18 protein-coding genes are annotated in these 20,523 nt (G+C 44.4%); 13 read left to right on the forward strand and 5 right to left on the reverse strand.

Annotated elements, in window-relative coordinates:
* Positions 1-26: 26 nt before the first annotated feature.
* On the reverse strand, positions 27-626 hold the full coding sequence (locus ABIB39_RS04175) for a Crp/Fnr family transcriptional regulator (RefSeq protein WP_354427570.1): 600 nt from the start codon (positions 624-626) through the stop codon (positions 27-29).
* A gap of 265 nt (positions 627-891) precedes the next feature.
* On the opposite strand from ABIB39_RS04175, the gene ABIB39_RS04180 reads away from it, so the two are divergent.
* From ABIB39_RS04180 to ABIB39_RS04225, 10 genes are all read left to right on the forward strand, one after another.
* A complete protein-coding gene (locus tag ABIB39_RS04180; RefSeq protein ID WP_354427571.1) occupies positions 892-1,461 on the forward strand; it encodes a hypothetical protein in 570 nt (189 codons plus the stop codon).
* Between the two features lie 172 nt (positions 1,462-1,633).
* Entirely contained in the window at positions 1,634-2,509 is an 876-nt protein-coding gene (locus tag ABIB39_RS04185; RefSeq protein ID WP_354427573.1) for an alpha/beta fold hydrolase, read from the forward strand.
* A gap of 80 nt (positions 2,510-2,589) precedes the next feature.
* Complete coding sequence (locus ABIB39_RS04190) at positions 2,590-2,880, forward strand: hypothetical protein (RefSeq protein WP_354427575.1); 291 nt, start codon at positions 2,590-2,592, stop codon at positions 2,878-2,880.
* Positions 2,881-3,019: 139 nt separating this feature from the next.
* Positions 3,020-4,102 carry an L-rhamnose/proton symporter RhaT gene (rhaT, locus tag ABIB39_RS04195; protein ID WP_354427576.1) on the forward strand — a complete coding sequence of 361 codons (1,083 nt, stop codon included), beginning with the start codon at positions 3,020-3,022 and terminating at the stop codon, positions 4,100-4,102.
* 121 nt (positions 4,103-4,223) lie between these two features.
* Positions 4,224-6,344 (forward strand): bifunctional aldolase/short-chain dehydrogenase, encoded by a 2,121-nt coding sequence (locus ABIB39_RS04200; protein ID WP_354427578.1) that lies wholly within the window; start codon positions 4,224-4,226, stop codon positions 6,342-6,344.
* Positions 6,345-6,402: 58 nt separating this feature from the next.
* Positions 6,403-7,677: a sugar isomerase gene (locus tag ABIB39_RS04205; RefSeq protein WP_354427580.1), complete on the forward strand. Its 1,275-nt coding sequence runs from the start codon at positions 6,403-6,405 to the stop codon at positions 7,675-7,677.
* Positions 7,678-7,680: 3 nt separating this feature from the next.
* On the forward strand, positions 7,681-9,066 hold the full coding sequence (locus ABIB39_RS04210) for an FGGY-family carbohydrate kinase (protein WP_354427581.1): 1,386 nt from the start codon (positions 7,681-7,683) through the stop codon (positions 9,064-9,066).
* Between the two features lie 60 nt (positions 9,067-9,126).
* Complete coding sequence (locus ABIB39_RS04215) at positions 9,127-12,366, forward strand: glycosyl hydrolase (RefSeq protein ID WP_354427583.1); 3,240 nt, start codon at positions 9,127-9,129, stop codon at positions 12,364-12,366.
* A gap of 2 nt (positions 12,367-12,368) precedes the next feature.
* Positions 12,369-14,141, forward strand: coding sequence for an alpha-L-rhamnosidase-related protein (locus ABIB39_RS04220; RefSeq protein WP_354427585.1), 1,773 nt, complete (start codon positions 12,369-12,371; stop codon positions 14,139-14,141).
* Positions 14,142-14,230: 89 nt separating this feature from the next.
* Positions 14,231-14,677 carry a DUF1569 domain-containing protein gene (locus tag ABIB39_RS04225; RefSeq protein WP_354427587.1) on the forward strand — a complete coding sequence of 149 codons (447 nt, stop codon included), beginning with the start codon at positions 14,231-14,233 and terminating at the stop codon, positions 14,675-14,677.
* Here ABIB39_RS04225 and ABIB39_RS04230 read toward each other — a convergent pair whose 3' ends face one another.
* Entirely contained in the window at positions 14,678-15,442 is a 765-nt protein-coding gene (locus ABIB39_RS04230) for a PI-PLC domain-containing protein (protein ID WP_354427588.1), read from the reverse strand.
* A gap of 115 nt (positions 15,443-15,557) precedes the next feature.
* Between ABIB39_RS04230 and budA the strand changes: the two genes are divergently transcribed.
* The gene (gene budA / locus ABIB39_RS04235) at positions 15,558-16,352 is read left to right on the forward strand and encodes an acetolactate decarboxylase (protein WP_354427589.1); all 795 of its coding nucleotides are present in this window, start codon (positions 15,558-15,560) and stop codon (positions 16,350-16,352) included.
* Here the strand turns inward: budA and pdxR are convergent.
* A complete protein-coding gene (gene pdxR, locus ABIB39_RS04240; RefSeq protein ID WP_354427591.1) occupies positions 16,349-17,836 on the reverse strand; it encodes a MocR-like pyridoxine biosynthesis transcription factor PdxR in 1,488 nt (495 codons plus the stop codon). The two genes, budA and pdxR, sit on opposite strands and share 4 nt — an antisense overlap.
* An 80-nt stretch (positions 17,837-17,916) precedes the next feature.
* Here pdxR and ABIB39_RS04245 point away from each other — a divergent pair, with 80 nt between their 5' ends.
* Positions 17,917-18,372: a DoxX family protein gene (locus tag ABIB39_RS04245; RefSeq protein WP_354427593.1), complete on the forward strand. Its 456-nt coding sequence runs from the start codon at positions 17,917-17,919 to the stop codon at positions 18,370-18,372.
* Entirely contained in the window at positions 18,369-19,364 is a 996-nt protein-coding gene (locus ABIB39_RS04250; RefSeq protein WP_354427594.1) for an EamA family transporter, read from the forward strand. The genes ABIB39_RS04245 and ABIB39_RS04250 overlap by 4 nt, the downstream gene beginning before the upstream one ends.
* 14 nt (positions 19,365-19,378) lie before the next feature.
* Here ABIB39_RS04250 and ABIB39_RS04255 read toward each other — a convergent pair whose 3' ends face one another.
* A complete protein-coding gene (locus ABIB39_RS04255; RefSeq protein ID WP_354427596.1) occupies positions 19,379-19,585 on the reverse strand; it encodes a PLDc N-terminal domain-containing protein in 207 nt (68 codons plus the stop codon).
* A 126-nt stretch (positions 19,586-19,711) separates the two neighbouring features.
* Complete coding sequence (locus ABIB39_RS04260; RefSeq protein WP_354427598.1) at positions 19,712-20,518, reverse strand: ABC transporter permease; 807 nt, start codon at positions 20,516-20,518, stop codon at positions 19,712-19,714.
* Positions 20,519-20,523 lie beyond the last annotated feature (5 nt).

Below are 20,523 nucleotides of genomic sequence, written 5' to 3' on the forward strand. Positions count from 1 at the left end.
ATATTATGGTTTGTTTCCTGGTGTACTTACTCAGCCTTTTTACGCTCAATACGTTTCCTGATCCGGCTTAATGATGGGTTTGTGATACCGAGGTAAGATGAGATATGATAAGCCGGGATGCGCCCCACAATATCCGGGTGTTCTTCCAGGAGCCGCAGGTAGCGTTGTTCGTGCGAGAAAAAAATAAATTCCTCTGTGCGTGTTTGTGCAATCGTGAAAAATAATTCCGCCAATAATCTGCCAAACTTCCCCCAATTTGGGTGGCTATCATAAAGGCCATTAAGATCTTTGTAAGAGATAAAGCAAATTTCTGAATCTTCCATCGCCTCTATAAAATACCAGCATGGGTCGCGCGATACAAAACTCCTGAAAGAAACTACAAACTGATTTTCTGAGAAAAAGAAAATGTTCTTATCGTCCTTTGTATTAGGGGTGCGATAATAGATACGGAATATGCCTTTAACGATCAGCCCCAGATCGTTACAAACCATGCTTTGCATGTTAAAAAAATCTCCTTTGTTGATCTTTCGCGATTTCCAAAACGGCTGGCTGTCGCCAATGTCTTTATCGCTCAACAGGGCAAAATCTCTCAAGTGCTGAGATAGGATATCGGTTCTATCGGTCATGATATAAATTGTATTTGATAATACGGCTCAATAATTAAAACGCATCAAAATTCGGTATTCTTAAAGACTTGAATTTTAACTTAAGTTAACACAAAAGCTTTTCATAACGGCACAGTAAATTATGCGCATATTTAATAAGTAATATTACTACCTGGTACACACTGTAATTACAACGTAATCTTCTATCCGCATTTTCACTTAAGTGAAAAACCTGTTGGGCAATACTACAGAACTTTGAACCATCAAATCACCTAAAAAATTTATCATGACATTAAGTTCTCAATCTAATGCAGCAAACGTCCAAGCCGTTGAAACTGCAAAGTCGTTACGTAAACTTTACTTTACCCGTGCAGGCTTTTCTGTAATTTGGGTAATTCTTATAGCCCTTTTTGCCAAAACATCTACAACGGCAGCATACGTATTGCTCATAATTTACCCGGCTTGGGACGTACTTTGCACTTTACTCGATATTCGCGCCAATAACAATAGCTCATCCAAAATACCACAATATGTAAATGCCGCCATCAGTACAATAACAACCATCGCGGTGGGCCTCGCTTTGCAAAAAGGAGTTCCCGAAGCATTGATAGTTTTTGGTATCTGGGCAATTGGAACAGGATTGATCCAGCTAATATTAGGCTTACGCCGTCGCAAATCTTTAGGCGGGCAGTGGCCTATGATCATCAGCGGTGCCCAGTCCATGCTTGGCGGCACATCCTTTATTTTGTTAGCGTACGACCCAACAAAAGGGATAACAAGCCTGGCCGGATACGCCGCATTTGGTGCTTTTTATTATTTGCTTGCCGCGTTTCGTTTATCCAAAACGGCTAAATAACTTATCTCCATATAATTTAAACCTACAAAGCCCCTTTACGAAAGTAGGGCGGCTTTGTTATTGGGATTGTCGCAAACCGCCCCTTAATCGGTCGTTTTTACACAGCATTATAACCTTATATGATTTCGATATTTGTATTGTAAATAGAATTAAACACAATTTAAATACTATCATGAAAAGAATATTTAAGGGCATTAATATCCTTACCCCAATGTTAATAGTTGCCTTACTATCTGTAACCGCATTTCAATCTAAAGCGCAGCAAAGTAAACCTACTACCAGTGGCTATGCACCCGTTAATGGCATTAAGGTTTATTACGAAATATATGGGGAGGGCCGGCCAATCGTTTTATTGCACGGTGCATTTATGACTATCGAGGGGAACTGGGGGCAACTCATCCCCGAGTTGTCAAAAACGAGGAAGGTAATAGCTATTGAATTGCAGGGGCACGGGCATACACCTTACTCAGACCGAAAATTATCTCAAGCTACCTTAGCAAGCGATGTAGTTGGTGTGATGGATCACCTGAAAGTTGACAGCGCCGATGTAGTTGGGTACAGTATGGGCGGCTCTGTGGCTTACCAGTTTGCTATACAAAGCCCTAAAAGATTAAAAAAATTAGTTATCATTTCTGCCGCTTATAAAAGCACCGGCTGGATCCCCCAAATAGCAGGTGTATTTAAAAATATGAAACCTGCAATGTTTGATAACAGCCCGATGAAAGCGGCATACGATGCTGTAGCACCCGATAAAACGAAATGGACGAAGTTCATAGAACAGATGTTGGCTTTTGCAGCTACGCCGTTTGACATGGGCGACGCCAATATTGCCCGGATCACGGCACCAGTATTGCTTATCTCGGGCGATAATGATGGCCTGGATAAGGTAGAATTGATGAAAACATACCAGTTATTGGGCGGCGGTATCTCTGCAGACCTGGCGCCGATGCCAAAATCGCAATTGGCCGTTGTGCCGGCACAAAGCCATGTGAGCCTTATGATGCAGACGAAAACGATCCTTGGTTATCTGGATGAGTTTTTAAAGTAATAGCATTGGCTACAAAGCCGCTTTACGAAAGTAAAGCGGCTTTTTTATACTTTAGCTAATAATATTGCAAAGTTATGCCCATGAAAACTTTAACCGAATTTAAAGCATCATTGAATTTAGAGCAGCCCGATAACGAACTATCTGTGCAATTAAAAAGCCTTTGGTACGATGGCAAAGGCGATTGGCAACAGGCACATGCCGCGGTCGACTCTTTAAGCGATCAGAGATCTGCCTGGGTACATGCCTATCTGCACCGTAAAGAAGGTGATATTTGGAATGCCGATTACTGGTATAGTAAAGCACGGCAAACCCGACCGAACATTTCTTTAGAAGAAGAATGGGAACAGTTGGTGCTACAATTCCTTTCATAGAAATATTTACAGGCCATAAGCCGTTTTACACAAAGTAGAGCGGCTTTACTATTATATCCCTCCTGCCATACAGTATATAACAGTTATAAAATTTTGGTTAATTAGCTTAGCAAAGTTATTTACCAATTAACCTAATTTCATGCAAGCAATTTTTGGGATCATATTCCACTTTATAGGTGGGTTTGCCTCGGGCAGTTTTTATATTCCGTATAAAAAGGTAAAAGGATGGGCGTGGGAAAGTTTCTGGATCGTTGGCGGTATTTTTTCCTGGCTTATCGTGCCGCCTGTTGCTGCATGGTTAACCATCCCCGGTTTTGCTGATATTATAAAACACACCAATGGGCAAATTTTATTACTTACCTATTTCTTCGGTGTCCTTTGGGGCATCGGTGGCCTTACCTATGGTTTGGGTGTGAGATACCTGGGCGTTGCTTTAGGGAGTACGATCATTTTGGGTCTTTGCTCTGTCTTCGGTTCTTTAATACCGTCTATCTATTACGATTTCTTCCCGCAGGAGGGTAAAGATAGCATCACCACATTGCTGCATAGCCATTGGGGCCAAATGGTTTTACTGGGTATTGTGGTTTGTGTATTAGGCATAATGATTTGCGGATATGCCGGCGTGATGAAAGAACGCGAGTTAGCTAAAGACAAGGATGTTGCCGTTAACAACACAGAGTATAAATTTGGCCTCGGCATTTTTGTAGCTATAGTTTCGGGCGTATTAAGTGCCTGTTTCGCTTTTGGGATTGATGCGGGTAAGATAATGGCTAACGAAGCCAATACTGCATGGAAAGCCTTGCATCCTGCAAGCGGTGAGTTCCTGTTCCAAAACAATGTTACTTACGTAGTGATACTTTGGGGCGGGTTATCTACCAATTTCATTTGGTGTATGATATTAAATGCACGTAACAAAACCTTTGGCGATTATACCAATAAAAAAACACCGCTAAAAGCCAATTACTTGTTTTCGGCTTTGGCCGGTACCACGTGGTTCCTGCAATTCTTTTTCTATGGCATGGGCGAAAGTCGTTTAGGCAACGGTGCAAGTTCGTGGATCTTACACATGGCATTCATTATACTAATAGCCAACATCTGGGGCCTTGTGCTTAAAGAATGGAAAGGCGTAAGTAAAAAAGCGCTGGCTACAGTATTTGCCGGTATTGTTACCATTATTATTTCGGTGCTGATAGTGGGGTACGGTAATTCAATAAAAGGGTAGTAGCTGTATGTAGCAGGGTAGGTTTACCTGGTCAACACAGTGTATCACAGTTAGGCAATAAACGTTAATTAATATTGCGACCATTAACCTATCAATAAAAATAAAATATAATCGTAAAGATATGTCTGTCAACACAACACAATTTAAACATGTAAGCTACCTATGGGATGACACCCGCGCGGCCGAACTGGCCGGTGATGAAGTAGCCCTGTTAATATACCGTTCTAACTTACTGGGTGCCGACCTGCGCCTTACCAACTATGGTGGCGGCAACACGTCTTGCAAGGTTATGGATAAAGACCCTTTAACCGGTAAAGAGGTTGAAGTAATGTGGATCAAAGGATCTGGCGGTGATATAGGCACCCTTAAAAAAAGTGGGCTTGCTGCTTTATACGTAGCCCGTTTACGCAGCCTTAAAAACGTGTATCGCGGTATCGAGTTTGAAGACGAAATGGTGGAGCTGTTTAACCATAGCATTTTTGACCTTAATTCTAAAGCGCCATCTATAGATACACCTTTGCACGGCTTTCTTCCTTTTAAACATATAGATCACCTGCATCCCGATGCTGCAATTGCCATCGCAGCAGCAAAAGACGGTAAAAAAATAACTGAAGAACTATTTGAAGGCACCATTGGCTGGGTAGACTGGCAGCGCCCGGGTTTTGACCTGGGTTTGCAGCTCAAAGAATGCTTAGATAGCAATCCTGGTATCCGTGGCATCATGCTGGGTTCGCACGGGTTATTTACCTGGGGGGATACCGCTTACGAAAGTTACATCAACACCCTGGAGGTGATAGAGAAATGTGCCGAGTTCCTGGAACAAAGCTATGCCCAAAACGGCAGCGTGTTCGGTGGTCAAAAAATTGAAAGCCTGCCGGCAGACGACCGTAAAAAACAAGCGGTTGCATTGGCCCCTATCCTCCGTGGTTTCTGCTCGTCAAAAACACAAATGATCGGGCATTACACGGACGATGCAAGGGTGTTAGAATATACAAATTCTAATGATCTGAACCGTTTAGCACCAATGGGGACCAGCTGCCCCGATCACTTCTTGCGTACCAAGATCAGTCCGCTGGTGTTAACACTTGCACCGGGCGAGGATCTGAGCGATGTTGCCGCCATTAAAGAAAAACTTACCCCTGCATTTGAGGATTACCGCAAAATGTATGAGGATTATTATAACACCTGCAAGCACCCAAACAGCCCTGCTATACGCGATGCTAACCCGGTGGTGATAGTTTACCCGGGCGTGGGTATGTTTACTTTTGCTAAGGATAAGCAAACCGCAAGGGTAGCAGCCGAATTTTACATCAACGCTATTAACGTGATGAAAGGCGCCGAAGCAATATCAGAATACACTTCTTTACCGCGACAGGAAGCTTTTGATATTGAATATTGGTTGCTTGAAGAAGCAAAGCTTCAACGTATGCCAAAGCCAAAGGCATTATCCGGCCGTATAGCTTTGGTAACCGGTAGTGCGGGTGGTATAGGCAAAGCAATCGCCAAAAAGTTTGTAGAAGAAGGTGCCGTGGTGATCCTGAATGACATGAATGCCGAGCGTTTAGCCGGCGCTTACGATGAATTTGTAAAGCAATTTGGTAAAGACGCCTGCGCAACCGCTACATTAGATGTTACCAACGAAACGCAAATTAAGGAAGCTATGGCTGCCGCGATTTTAGCTTTTGGTGGTGTCGACCTTATCGTAAACAACGCGGGTCTTTCTATCTCTAAAACCATTGGCGACCATACCGAAAAGGATTGGAATCTACTGTACGATGTATTGGTGAAAGGCCAGTTTTTTGTTACCCAGGCTGCCGTGGCCGTGATGAAACAACAAGCCATTGGTGGCGATATTATTAATATAGTAAGCAAGAACGCTTTGGTTAGCGGCCCTAACAATGCCGGTTATGGTAGTGCTAAGGCAGCGCAACTACATCTGAGCAGGTTAAATGCTGCCGAGCTTGGCCCGGATGGCATCCGTGTAAACGTAATTAACCCCGATGCGGTTATTAGCGATAGCAATATATGGGCCGGCGGATGGGCCGAAGGCCGTGCGAAAGCTTACGGCGTTACTGTGGAAGAATTGCCAGCTTACTATGCAAAACGTACCTTACTTAACCAGGTGATATTACCTGCCGATATTGCCAACGCGTGCTTTGCTTTAACAGGCGGCTTGTTAAACAAATCAACAGGTAACGTCATAAATGTTGATGGTGGTGTTGCCGCTGCATTTGTACGATAAACTAATAGAAATCAAAGCCGGCTAACCACCGGCTTGCCAAATTATAACCAGAGAGAAGATGCAGATAGAGCAAGCTAAATTACAAGAACTGAACCAGGCCGATATAAAAAAACACCAGCGCAGCCTTGAATATGTTGCCGGTGATGTTAATGATGCAGAAGGTGTATTAAAAAAGCTAAGCGCATTTAATATAGCTATCCCAAGCTGGGCGCTGGGCACGGGCGGTACACGTTTCGGACGTTTCTCGGGTGGTGGCGAACCAAGGAGTTTAGAAGAGAAAATCGAAGATGTTGGTGTGATCAATGCCCTAAATAAGTCAAGCAATTCTATCTCGCTGCATATCCCCTGGGATATTCCGGAGAATGCTGCTTCTATAAAGCAATTGGCAGCACAGCATGGGCTGCACTTCGATGCCGTAAATTCCAATACCTTCCAGGATCAAAAAGACCAAATGCATAGTTACAAGTTTGGCTCGCTTCATCATACGGACAAAGCGGTACGCAAACAAGCTATTGAGCATAATATCGAAGTAATAAAATACGGAGTTCAGCTTAATTCAAAGGCTTTGTCCGTTTGGTTGTCTGATGGTTCTAATTTTCCCGGTCAGCTAAACTTCCGAAACGCGTTCCAAAATACATTAGAAAGCTTGCAGGAAATTTATGAGGCTTTGCCTGATGACTGGAAAGTTTGGGTAGAGTATAAACCTTACGAACCAAACTTTTACTCGACAACCATTGGCGATTGGGGCCAATCTTACCTGCTGGCGTCTAAATTAGGGCCAAAAGCAGCTACTCTTGTAGATCTTGGTCACCACTTACAGGGTACCAACATCGAACAGATCGTATCTTTATTGCTGATGGAGAACAAACTTGCCGGTTTCCACTTCAACGACTCTAAATATGGCGATGACGACCTTACGGTTGGCAGCATCAACCCATACCAATTGTTCCTGATATTTAACGAACTTGTAGAAGGAATGGACGCCCGCGGCATGGATCATGCTACCGGTTTAGGCTGGATGATAGATGCATCTCACAATGTTAAAGACCCGATAGAGGACTTATTGCAATCTGTACAAGCTATCAAGATAGCCTATGCGCAAGCTTTAATTATAGATAAAGAGGCGTTAATGGCTGCACAAAAAAATAATGATGTAGTGCTGGCGCAAGAGATTTTGCAAAGGGCCTACCGTACAGATGTGCGCGCTTTAGTATCTGAAGCAGCTTTGCGTAATGGCGGCGCTTTAAATCCGGTGAATGCATACCGTAAATTAAAAGTAAGAGAGAACCTGATCAGCGAACGCGGTATAAACACCGTTGCCACCGGCTTATAAATTATGAGTAGCGCCACACCCGTTATAGCTGTATTTGATGTAGGCAAGACCAACAAAAAACTGTTCTTGTTTGACCAGGACTATAAAATCGTGTTTGAAAAATCGGCACGGTTTACAGAAACGGTTGACGAGGATGGTTTTGTGTGCGAAAACCTGCAAAGCCTGCGCCTTTCGGTGTTCGATTCGTTGAGTGAAATATTCAGGTTGAAGGAATTTAAAATACGGGCGGTAAATTTTTCGGCCTATGGTGCAAGCTTTGTGCATTTGGATGAAAGTGGGCAGGCTTTAGCGCCGCTATATAATTACCTTAAACCCTACCCGGAAACTTTAAGCGAAATTTTTTATAACTCCTACGGTGGCGAGTTGAAATTCAGCACCGAAACAGCTTCACCAATTTTGGGGAGTTTAAATTCGGGCCTGCAGTTATACAGGATCAAGTATGAACAGCCCGAACTTTATAACCGCATCAAGTACTCTTTACATCTGCCTCAATATCTAAGTTTTTTACTCTCCGGGCAATACTATTCGGACTTGACCAGCATTGGCTGCCATACCGCCATGTGGGATTTTGAGAACGACCGCTACCATGAATGGATCCAACGCGAAGGGCTTACCTTAAAACTTGCGCCTATAGCAGCTGCCGATAAAGCATTGCAGGCACTATTCCCCGGCAATAACTATAAAGTAGGCGTTGGCCTGCATGATAGTTCGGCAGCATTGATACCCTATCTCGTAAATTTTCAGGAGCCATTTATCCTGATATCTACCGGTACCTGGTGTATCAGTTTAAACCCTTTCAATCAGTCGCCGCTAACTGCTGATGAATTAAATAAAGACTGCCTGTTTTATATTCAGTATAAAGGCAAGCACGTAAAAGCATCGCGCTTATTTTCAGGTTTAGAGCACGAGCAGCAGGTAAAACGCGTAGCGGCGCATTTTAACCAGAATGTTATCAAATACAGGAATATCCCGTTTGATGCCGATGTAATAGCGAAGCTGAAAAAGAAGCATACGCAAACGCAGGGCGAAGGCTTTGCAAAGGAATCGAATTTTGCTACAAGGAATCTTTCGGCATTTGCTAATGATATTGAGGCATACCATCAATTGGTGATAGATCTGGTTAATTTGCAGGTAGCATCAACCAAACTGCTACTAAACAGCACGTCTGTAAAAAGGATCTTTGTAGATGGCGGTTTTAGCAAAAACAGCATTTACATGCACTTGCTTGCTACATCATTTAAAAACATGGAAACCTTTGCCGCGTCGATGGCGCAGGCATCCGCAGTTGGTGCAGCCCTAGCTATCCACAAGGAATGGAATAGCAAACAGATCCCGAGTGACATCATTGAATTAAAATATTATTCGGCCAACGAATCTGTAAGCGTCTGATAGTGGAAAAAAGTGCTGGTTTATCAATCAGCCCATATTATAATTATAATATTAACCCTAATGAAGTTAAAACATGCCTGCTTTTGCTTTTTAGCGCTATGCCTTGCAGCAACCGCCTCAAAAGCCCAAAACACGTCCGCGCTTTACCATTCATCAAGTTTTAAGTCTATCGAAACCGGGTTTGCAACCATCCCCGATTCGGTGCAGACGAGTATTTATTGGTACTGGATCTCGGGTAACATTTCAAAAGAAGGTGTAGTAAAGGATCTGGAAGCGATGAAGAAGGTGGGCATCAACCGAGCCTTCATCGGAAACATTGGGATGGATGAGGTGCCTTACGGAAAAATAAAAATGTTTTCGGACGAGTGGTGGGATATACTACACACCACCCTTAAAACAGCAACCCGGTTAAACATCGAAATAGGAATCTTTAATAGCCCCGGTTGGAGCCAATCCGGCGGGCCATGGGTTAAACCACATCAGGCAATGCGCTACTTAACATCATCGCAAGTGATGGTTAAAGGGCCGCTATCGCTCAGCAAAAAATTGGTACAACCGCATGTAAATTTCCAGGATGTAAAGGTTATTGCCTACCCGGTAGCGGCTGATTATAATGGCGATATCAATAGTTTAAAACCGACGTTGAACTCCATTCCTGCGGTAGATTCATTAGGGAAGTTATTTGACGGAAACCAAGCAACCGGCATCAATTTAAAAGCAGGGAAGCCGTTAATCATCGATATAAATACACAAAAGCCATATACCGTAAGCAGCGTTATCATCTCTACCGCAAAAAGCCGGGTTTACCTGGAAGGCGATGTACAGGTAAAAGTGAACGGCGCTTATGTAACGCTTAACCATTTTTCTATCGACCGTACCAATCCCGAATTAAACACCGGGTTTATATCTTATGGGCCTGCGCCAATTTCTATCCCGGCCACATCGGCTACTAATTTCAGGATTGTATTTACAAAGGTGAGTGGCGATTCGGGCTTAACCGAAATTAAATTGTCATCGGTGCAAATGGTGGAGAAATACCTGGAAAAGTCGCTTGCCAAAATGTGGCCTACCCCGCATCCATTTTGGACGGCTTATCAATGGCCGCAGCAGCCTAACGAGGTTTCTAAGTATGCTATCGACCCCGCAAAAGTTATAGACGTATCCAAATATATGACGGCAGACGGCACATTTAACTGGAAAGTGCCTGCGGGTAACTGGATAATTGAGCGTACGGGGATGACACCAACCAACGTTACCAACGCACCAGCACCACCCGAAGGGCGCGGCCTTGAAGTAGATAAAATGAGCAAAGAGCATGTTGCCAGCCACTTTAACGCGTACATGGCGCAGATCCTGAAACGCATCCCGCCGGAAGACCGCAAAACATGGAAAGTTGTGGTGGAAGACAGCTACGAAACCGGCAGCCAAAACTGGACGGATAATTTGGTTACTGAATTTAAACAAGCCTATAATTACGACCCGATACCATTTTTGCCAACCCTACAGGGCAAGGTAGTGGGCAACCAGGACATGTCCGACAGGTTTTTGTGGGACTTGCGCAGGCTGATAGCAGATGATGTGGCTTATAAATACGTTGGCGGCTTGCGGAATATAAGCCACAAAAATGGATTAACTACATGGCTGGAAAACTACGGACACTGGGGTTTCCCGGGCGAGTTTTTGCAGTACGGCGGGCAGTCGGATGAGATAGGCGGCGAGTTTTGGAGTGAAGGAGACCTGGGTGATATTGAGAACCGCGCGGCATCATCATCGGCACATGTTTATGGAAAAATAAAGGTATCGGCAGAGTCGTTTACGGCGGCGGGCGCACCATTTGCACGTTACCCTGCCATGTTTAAAAAACGCGGCGACCGCTTCTTTACCGAAGGTATCAATAATACCCTAATGCATGTTTACATACAGCAACCGGGCGATAAGGGTCCCGGTTTAACATCTTGGTTTGGTGTGGAATTTAACAGGCTAAATACCTGGTTTTTTGATATGGATGTGCTGCTGCAATACATCAAACGCTGTAACATGATGCTGCAGCAAGGCCAGTACGTTGCCGATGTAGCTTACTTTATTGGCGAGGATGCCCCCAAAATGACGGGAGTAACCGACCCTGAACTGCCACGAGGCTACTCGTTTGATTACATAAACGGCGAAGTTATCAAACAAAAGGCTTTTGTAAAAGATGGCAAACTTGCTTTGCCGAACGGTATAAACTATAGCGTATTGGTATTGCCAAAGTTAGAAACCATCCGCCCGGAGTTATTGGCTAAAATTAAAGATTTGGTGCAACAGGGACTGGTTGTTTTAGGTACTAAGCCCTTGCGTTCGCCAAGTATGCAGGGTTATCCATCTGCAGATAAACAAGTGCAGGATCTGGCAGCTGAACTTTGGGGTAAGATAGACGGCACCACAACCAGGGTTAACCGTTATGGCAAAGGCATGGTAATAAGCAATATGAATTTACAGGAAGTGCTGGAGATGATAAAAGTGCAGCCCGACCTGAAGATCACCAAAACCAGCGATGTGTTATTCATCCACCGCCAGGTAAAAGAAGGCGAACTTTATTTTATATCGAACCAAAAGGATACACCCATAAAATTTGACGCGGAATTCCGTACTAAAGGCAACAGCCCTGAGTTATGGAATGCGATAGATGGTAGTATGCGCAGTTTGCCATCGTACCATCAAACTGCAACCACAACGGTTTTACCTATGCAACTTGCGCCATTAGAGAGCGCGTTTGTTATATTCCGCAAGCAGGGCACGGGCGGTGATAGCACCAAAGCGAATTACCCCCCAGCTTCTAAAACCATAACTATCACCCAGCCTTGGATGGTAAGTTTTGATAAAAATATGCGCGGCCCTGCGCAGCCCGTAAAATTTGAAACCCTTACAGATTGGGCTAAGAGCGCGAATGATAGCATTAAATATTATTCAGGCACGGCATGGTACCGCACCACTTTTAAAGCCGGGAAGATAGACAAGGGCGCAAACTATATTATAGATTTAGGCATGGCGAGATCTATAGCCAAGGTTTTTGTGAACGGTGTAGAAATGGGTGGCGCATGGACACCCCCTTATACTGTAGACATTACCAATGCGCTCAAACCCGGTGATAATAAGCTGGAGATTAAAGTGGTTAACAACTGGGTGAACCGGCTGATAGGCGATGCTTTGATGCCCGCCGGTACACGGCCTACCGAGGTGCTTTATGGCCCCGATGCTAAAGGGACGCTGCAATCATCGGGCTTATTAGGCCCTGTGAAAATTGATGTGGTCAAATACTAACAATGAACAAAATAAAGATATACCTAACACTTGCAATTGCACTGCTTTATAAAAGTGTTTTTGCGCAACTACCGCCTGTATTTGCCGGTACACATTTAAAAGATGTACAAAAAGAAGAAACAGTAAGGCGATACTTATCACCTGTTAGGATCTTGTGGCAAAGTACCAAAGACTTTGCAAACATTAAAAATGCCGAACGATTGTTAAAACCAGGCGACGGACAAGCCAATCTATCGGGTAAAGACCTTTGCATCCTGCGGAATACCGATAAGGGCAAGGCGGGTATCTTGCTTGATTTTGGTCGTGAACTGCATGGCGGTTTGCAGTTGGTTACAGATCAATCCCGGGGGGGCAAGCCTGTACGGGTACGAATCCGTTTTGGCGAATCTGCAAGTGAAGCCATGAGCATTATTGACACCGTAAAAGGCGCCACCAATGACCACGCCATGCGCGATTTTGAGGTTTCATTACCGTGGTTAGGTAAACTGGAAGTGGGTAATACAGGGTTTAGGTTTGTAAGGATAGACCTGCTGGATGATAATGCCGAATTAAAATTAAAAGAGGCCCGTGCCATTTTCATATTTAGGGATATCCCTTACTTAGGCTCTTTTAAAAGCAGCGACACCTTACTCAACAAGATCTGGATGACAGGGGCATATACGGTGCACCTAAACATGCAGGATTATTTGTGGGACGGCATTAAACGCGACCGCCTGGTTTGGGTGGGCGATATGCATCCCGAAACATCAACCATAGCAACAGTTTTTGGCATCAGCAATGTGGTGCCTAAAAGCCTTGACCTGGCACGAGATATTACCCCGTTGCCCGAGTATATGAACGGGATGATCTCCTATTCTATGTGGTGGGTGCTTATCCATTATGACTGGTACATGCACAACGGCGACCTAAATTATCTTAAACAGCAAAAAACTTACATGATTAAGTTATTGAATCAATACATTAAACAAATTGATGCCAATAACAGCGAAGCATTGAAAGATGGGCAACGTTTCCTGGATTGGCCGTCGAGCACCGATCCTAAAGCGATCCACGCCGGTTTGCAAGGCATGCTTGCTATGACATTAACTGCAGGTGCCGACCTGGCAACTGTTTTAAATGACCCTATTACCGCCACGAAATGTAAGGCTGCAGTAATTAGGTTAAAGAAGAATGTTCCCGACCCGGGAAAATCTAAACAAGCTGCCGCATTGCTTTCTTTGTCGGGTTTAATGCCGGCGGTTAACGCAAACGCCGTACTGTCTGACAGGGGCGTGCACGATTATTCCACCTTTTTTGGCTACTACATGCTGCTGGCTAAAGCAAAGGCCGGCGATTACCAGGGCTCTATCGATGCCATCCGCAACTACTGGGGGCCAATGCTTTCGTTAGGCGCGACCACGTTTTGGGAAGATTTTAATATCGATTGGTTACCCAACGCTTCGCGGATTGATGAATTGGTACCCGATGGTAAAAAAGACATACATGGTGATTATGGCGCGTTTTGTTACAAGGGTTTCAGGCATAGCCTTAGCCACGGTTGGGCATCCGGCCCTACGCCATGGTTAACACAGTACGTACTGGGCGTAAACGTAATGGCGCCAGGGTGCAAAGTGCTAAAAATTAAACCTCATCTGGGCGACCTGAAGTTTGTGGAGGGGGCTTTCCCTACACCGTTAGGTGTTGTAAAAATAAAGAATACAAAACTGGTTAACGGGAAAGTTAAAATTGATGTGCAGGCTCCAAAAGGTATTACCATTATAAAAGTGTATCAATAGAGGGCTGTCGCGTTTAACCCCTTAACTTGGCGGTATGTTACTTGGTACAATAGTTTTTATGATATACTTTTGGTTAATAACCAAACGATATGCAAACTATTTTCGACAAAGCAACACAGAAAGCCTTAATAAGCAGGATAAATACACTTACCCGTGAAAGTAAAGCTGAATGGGGAACTATGAATGTTTACCAGATGCTTAAACATTGTACCGTTGTTGATGAAATGTATCTTGGCAAAAAGGCGTATAAGCGAATGTTTCTTGGGCGATTGCTGGGGAAATGGGCATTAGGCAAAGCACTTAAAGACGACGCCCCAATGGAGAAGAATGCGCCCACAGATACTGCTTTTAAAATTACCGAAGTTAGCGGAGATGTGGAAGCAGAGAAAAGTAAATGGATAAGGCTGATCCAGGAGTATGAGATTGCCTCACATCCAGAACTGATGCATTGGTTTTTTGGCAAAATGACCAAAGACCAGGTTGGGCAACTTGCATACAAACACATCGACCATCACTTAAGGCAGTTTAACGCTTAATTATCGCTTCGCGTTTAGCTCGGCAACCAAGTCATCGATCTTGTCGGTAGATAAAATATCGGCATGCAGTTGCATCAGTTTTTGCCAGCCTGCAATATTATCGGGCGCAGCCCAAAACCTTATCTTTTTACCTGCTGCATGCACGGCATTAATTACGGATTTAAGTCTGCGCTCTTCCACAATTGGCAGGTCGCCTTCGCCGCGCCAATCCGAGTAGTTCTCGAAATTAAGGCTTACCTGCGCAACCCGTTTCCACTCATCAGGCGTGTGTGGTAATTGCAGGTCGTCATCAAAAGTAATGTAAGATGGATAGTTCTTATATTGTGTAGGAGGCGGGCGGTTACCCGTGATAATAATGCTTAACGGGTTTGAGTTATTGTCTTTTATCAGTTGCTTTAGCGGCTTTAATTCTTTCATTAATTCGGTGAGTATTGGTGCATACGGGCCTTTTAAATCTATCACCAAATTGAGTGGCCTTGGGTGGGCTTTCAGCTCTTTCATTATCGGCAGTAGATATAATTGCACCAATGAGCGGGGCGCTTTTGATATCAAAGTGTCATGGGCTACTAACAGCTTACCATCCCGCAAATGTATATCTGCTTCAATTGCGCCTGCTCCGGCATTAAAGGCCTGGTAAAAAGCATTAGGCCGCGAATAATCATTATGCGAGTGGATATTCGCCGCAGTGTACTTTTGCTGCGCAAAGGCAGGCGTTAGCAGCATGAACAGTGCGAAAAAGGAATAAATATATTTTAATGCAGCCATATATTGTTAACCCAAACCAGGCATTTAATGTTAGCGACAGATTAAGTTTTAATTTAGTAGAGTGAGAGAGTATCATACAGTATTTAGTATATTAGCCAATATATAACCTGCAACAATGGCCTTTCGCAACCCCTACGCTATATTTATAATGCTGTGCTTGCTATCACTTGGCAATGCATCGGCACAAACAAAAAATAATACGTTGTACACGGCGGGCCACGCCAGCGCTTTTATTGGCGGGTTGTATGATGCCGTTTACCCTTATACCAAAGTACTGCAACATGGCAACTTTGGTTTGGGTGCCCCCGATAAACTCGACGGTGAGGTACTGATCTTAGACGGCAAGGTATACCAAACACGATCAACCGGTAAAACATCTTTGGTAAAACCAACCAAGCTTACGCCCTTTGCAGTTGTCAACTTTTTCAAAGCCCAAAAGACGACCAAAAATTACCAAAAACTGTCAAAAAATGATCTTTTTAAGTATCTCGATAGCTTGCTTTCAAACAAGAATGGCATCTACGCGATCAAAATAACAGGAAGTTTTAGTTTGGTAAAAACGCGGGCCTTTCCGCCGGTTAAAAACAAGCCGTACCAGCCCTTGGCCGACATGCTGCCACTCCAGCATTTCTTCACTTTCGAAAATGTGAAAGGTACCTTGGTCGGTTACCGCATCCCAACATTTATGGATGGGCCAAATATCACCGGCTACCATTTCCACTTTTTAAGTGACGACAAAAAAGACGGCGGCCACATTGTTGACTTGATGACGGGAGATATTACCATCGAGGTTGACCAACTGGATGGTTTTAAGGTAGACATCCCACAAACCAAAGATTTTGACAATTTCGACTTTAATAAAGATCGCCGCGAGGAGTTGAAACGTGTAGAGAACGGCAAAAAGGACTAAACCAGTTTTTTAATTGCTTTAGCCAATATCGCAATTGCTTCTTCCATTTCTTTAAACGTCATAGAGGCAAAGCCCAGGCGGATGTGTTCGCTCTCAAATGCTTTGTCGTAATAATAATCTTTCCCGGCACTTATGGCAAGGCCCATGGCTGCCGCCTTTTCTGCAACATTGGCTGGTTTAATGCCATGGAGATATTTCATCCATATAGCAAAACCACCGTCAGGGATCTTAAAGCTAATGTATTCGCCAAGGTGCTGTTGCAGCAGGGCGCAAAATTTATCCCGGCGTTCGTGGTATAGTTTATTGGCTTTTTTAAGGTGGCGGGTAATGTCGCCGTTCTTGAGCAGGTTGGCCATAGCTTCTTCTAAAAGTTGCTCGCCTTGCCTGTCGATAATGCGGCGCAGTTTAGTGGCTTGGGATATCAGGTTTGGCGGCGCAACCATAAACCCGATGCGGATGCCCGGCGCAATAGTTTTACAAAACGATCCTATATAAATAACGCTGCCATAATAATCGGCACTGGCAAGGGGCAGGATGGGGCTGCTGGTGTAATGGAAATCATAATCGTAGTCATCTTCCAGTATCGCGAAGCCGTATTGCATGGCAAGCTCCAGCAAACGCATGCGCCTTTCCGAACTCAGCGTAACGGTAGTGGGCTGGTGGTGATGCGGTATCACATAAAGTGCTTTTACCTTTTTCCTTTTGCAGATCTCTTCCACCGCATCCAGGTCTATCCCGCATTCATCAACAGGTACCAACTCTAAATTTGCACCCGTTTGAATGAACACTTCATTGGCGCCGCAATAGCCGGGGTCGGCAGCAATAACGGTGTCGTTTTTACCAAGCAATAGCTGCGCGGCAAGATAGATAGCCATTTGCGCACCCTTGGTTATCAGTACGTGTTCGGGGTTTACATGCAGGCCACGGGTCTCGCCCAAAAAACGGGCAAGTTCTATCCGCAGGTTTTCGGAACCCTGCTCCGGGCCATACAATAAATATTTTGATGTAAAGTGGTAATTGGCAAAACGGCGGTATTCACGCAGCATCAGTTCAACCGGGGCAAGGCGCGTATCCGGGAAACCTTCGTTAAAGGCGATGGATAGGCTTGGGACAGGTTGAAAAAGGCTGATATGCCCCAGCGTGTTTTCGCAAACCTCAAAATGTGTGTTTTCGGGATAGGATAGTGGCTGCGGAGTATTATCTGCAATGGGGCGGGGCGCAACCTCGGGCAAATTGGCAGCTATAAATATTCCCTTCTGCGGATATACATCCACCCAGCTTTGGGCGTACAATTCATCGTACGCGGCAACAACCGTATTGCGGTGCACCTTTAAACCTACGGCCATTGCCCGGCTGCTGGGTAACGCAGATGCCGGTTTTAAAGTACCCTGCCTGATGTGGCAGATGATACCATTGGCTATCTGCAGGTACACAGGCACCTGCAGGCTTTTGTCAATATTTAATAAACCTGCTACAAATTGCATACTGGACTATCGTTGTTGTTTTTTCTGGACTATAAAGATAGGCCACCTTCCCCGTATTTTTATATCATCAAACAAAAATAATGGAGCAGGTGAAATTTCAGCAGGCCATGGCATTGTATTTAAGGTTAGCCATAGGTATTGCGTACGTTTGGCTGGTAGCCGATAGGCTTGGCTGGCTGGGCGCTTACGGGCAGCCGCACATTAGCTGGGGCGACTGGAAGCATTTTATGTTATTGTCATACGACACCATGTCGTTTTTACCCAAAGGCCTTGTAATGCCCCTTGCTGTTTTGGCAACGATAGGTGAAGGCGTTTTTGGTTTGATGTTAATATTTGGATTATTTACACGCATTGCGGCTTTGGGCAGCGGCGCGCTTACATTGGCCTTTGCGATATCAATGACCATATCGCGCGGGATAGACGCCCCGATAGGCTACTCGGTTTTTACAGTTAGCGCGGCAAGCTTTTTACTTGCCACACTGCCAAACTATAAATGGAGTATAGACGCTTTACTTACTAAACAACAACCATTATGATAACTACCACCCCAAAAGCACCCTCGACATTATTAATAGTATTAGCTTTTGCTACGGTATATATTGTATGGGGTTCAACCTATTTTTTTATCCAGATGGCTATCCATGGCATGCCCGCTATGATCATGGGCGCTATGCGATACATTATTGCGGGCCTATTGGTACTTGGCTGGTGCGCCCTGAAAGGCGATAAAATTTGGGTAAAGCGCGATGTAATAAATTCGGCCATTACCGGATTGATATTATTGGGAATTGGCAACGGGATAGTGATATGGGTAGAACAAGCATTGCCGAGTGCTATGGTTGCCATTATGGTATCTGCCAACCCTATATGGTTTGTTATATTAGATAAACGCAACTGGCGCGAAAACCTTACCAGTACCGCCACGGTAGTTGGGTTGATCATAGGTTTTGCAGGTGTAATATTGCTATTTGGAGAACAGGTGGCAAATGCACTTGGCGGGCCGCAGGATAGTGCCAAGGTATGGGGCGTAGCGTTATTGGTTATCGGCCCAATTGGCTGGTCGGCGGGGTCGTTATATTCCAAATATAATAGCAGCAGTAGCCCTGCCAGGGTTAATACAGGTTGGCAAATGCTTATTGCAGGCATAGCATTTTTGCCTGCCGCGGCTTTACATCACGAGTTTACAGGATTTGACATAACAAGCGTGCCTTTGCAGGCATGGCTGGCAGTTGCGTACTTAATCGTATTTGGATCGATAGCTGCATTTACGGCTTATGTATGGCTGTTGCAGGTAAGGCCGGCTACGCAGGTAAGCACACACTCGTATGTTAACCCGGTTATTGCGGTACTGTTAGGTGTGCTGTTTGCGCAAGAACATATCTCCTGGCTGCAAATTGGCGGGCTGGTAATTATATTGCTGAGCGTGCTGCTTATCAACCTGGCTAAATATCGTAAGAATGCAAATGACAAAAAAGAGGCTGAGGCGAAGCCTGAAAATGCAAACGGAAAAATGTGTGAAGTGGCCTAAACCGATGATGTGGCTTATATGACTTTAGAATTGCGCCCAACGACAAAGTAAATGATCGATCCTAAGAACGGGAAGAAAAGGATAACCAATACCCAGATCAGTTTTGTTACCGAATCCTGGAAAGTTGAACGAAGGGCATCTATCAGGGCAAATACGATTAGGCCGAAATAGCATAATATCATAAAGATGATGATCAATTCAGTAGTGCCGAATCCGCCCATAAGAAGTTTTTTAAGGTGATAAATTTATCTAAGATACAAGGAAATAATTAACGGTAAAATGTCCGTGCTAACACGGGCATTTTATTTATGATAGATATTGGGTGACGGGGCTCGTAGCTTTAATGCCTACTTTACACTTTTCTTTCGTACAATATAGTAACCGGCAATAAATACCACAACGCAAATAACAAGGCTTACATAAACATCTTTAGTAAACATATCTATCTGCAGTTCTTTTGTAGGGCCACCGCCTTTTTCACCGCGGTTTACCATGGTGGTTATAGCAACCATGGGGTGCGAGTAGGGAAACAGATAACTATACTCCCAGTTTTTTGAGGCTGCTGTAACACCTACAATGGTAGCTACAAAGCCAAGCCCCATCGGCTTTAAAAAGTCGGCCCATAAAAGGCTTAGTAAAAACTGTATGGCAAGAATGCCTAATGATGACAGGAACAGCTTAAAGTACACCTGCATCAGTTGCAGCTCCATATGGTAGGCGCTAAACTTAAGTTCGGGCTTTAAGGCACTTAATAAATTACCAAAGCCTATGGTGAATAAGGCAAATAGCCCCAGGCACAAAAAAATGAGGAATACCGCATAAAAAAATTTAGCTCCGTAAACCGACCAGCGTGATATAGGAAGGCTGAACAGGGTTTTCCAGGTATCAGATCTATGCTCTACATTGTTTACCGAATAGGCAATAAATATGGTGTACATAGGCAAAAGCAATGTACCCATCACGCCCAGGCCAACCATAGTGAACTGTACCCACAGCATCATGGGTGGGGTAGTTAAAAACTTATCGCTTTTGGTATAAAATATAGTAAAGGCCAGTAAGCTTATCAATAAAGGCAACAGCACGGCGCTCCAAAAGCCAAGTGTTTTGCGGCTCTTATAAAATTCGGACTGGAATGAGAGTAAGAATCCCTTCATGGTGT

The organism is Mucilaginibacter sp. UYP27, from assembly GCF_040547175.1.
Taxonomy (GTDB): Bacteria; Bacteroidota; Bacteroidia; order Sphingobacteriales; family Sphingobacteriaceae; genus Mucilaginibacter.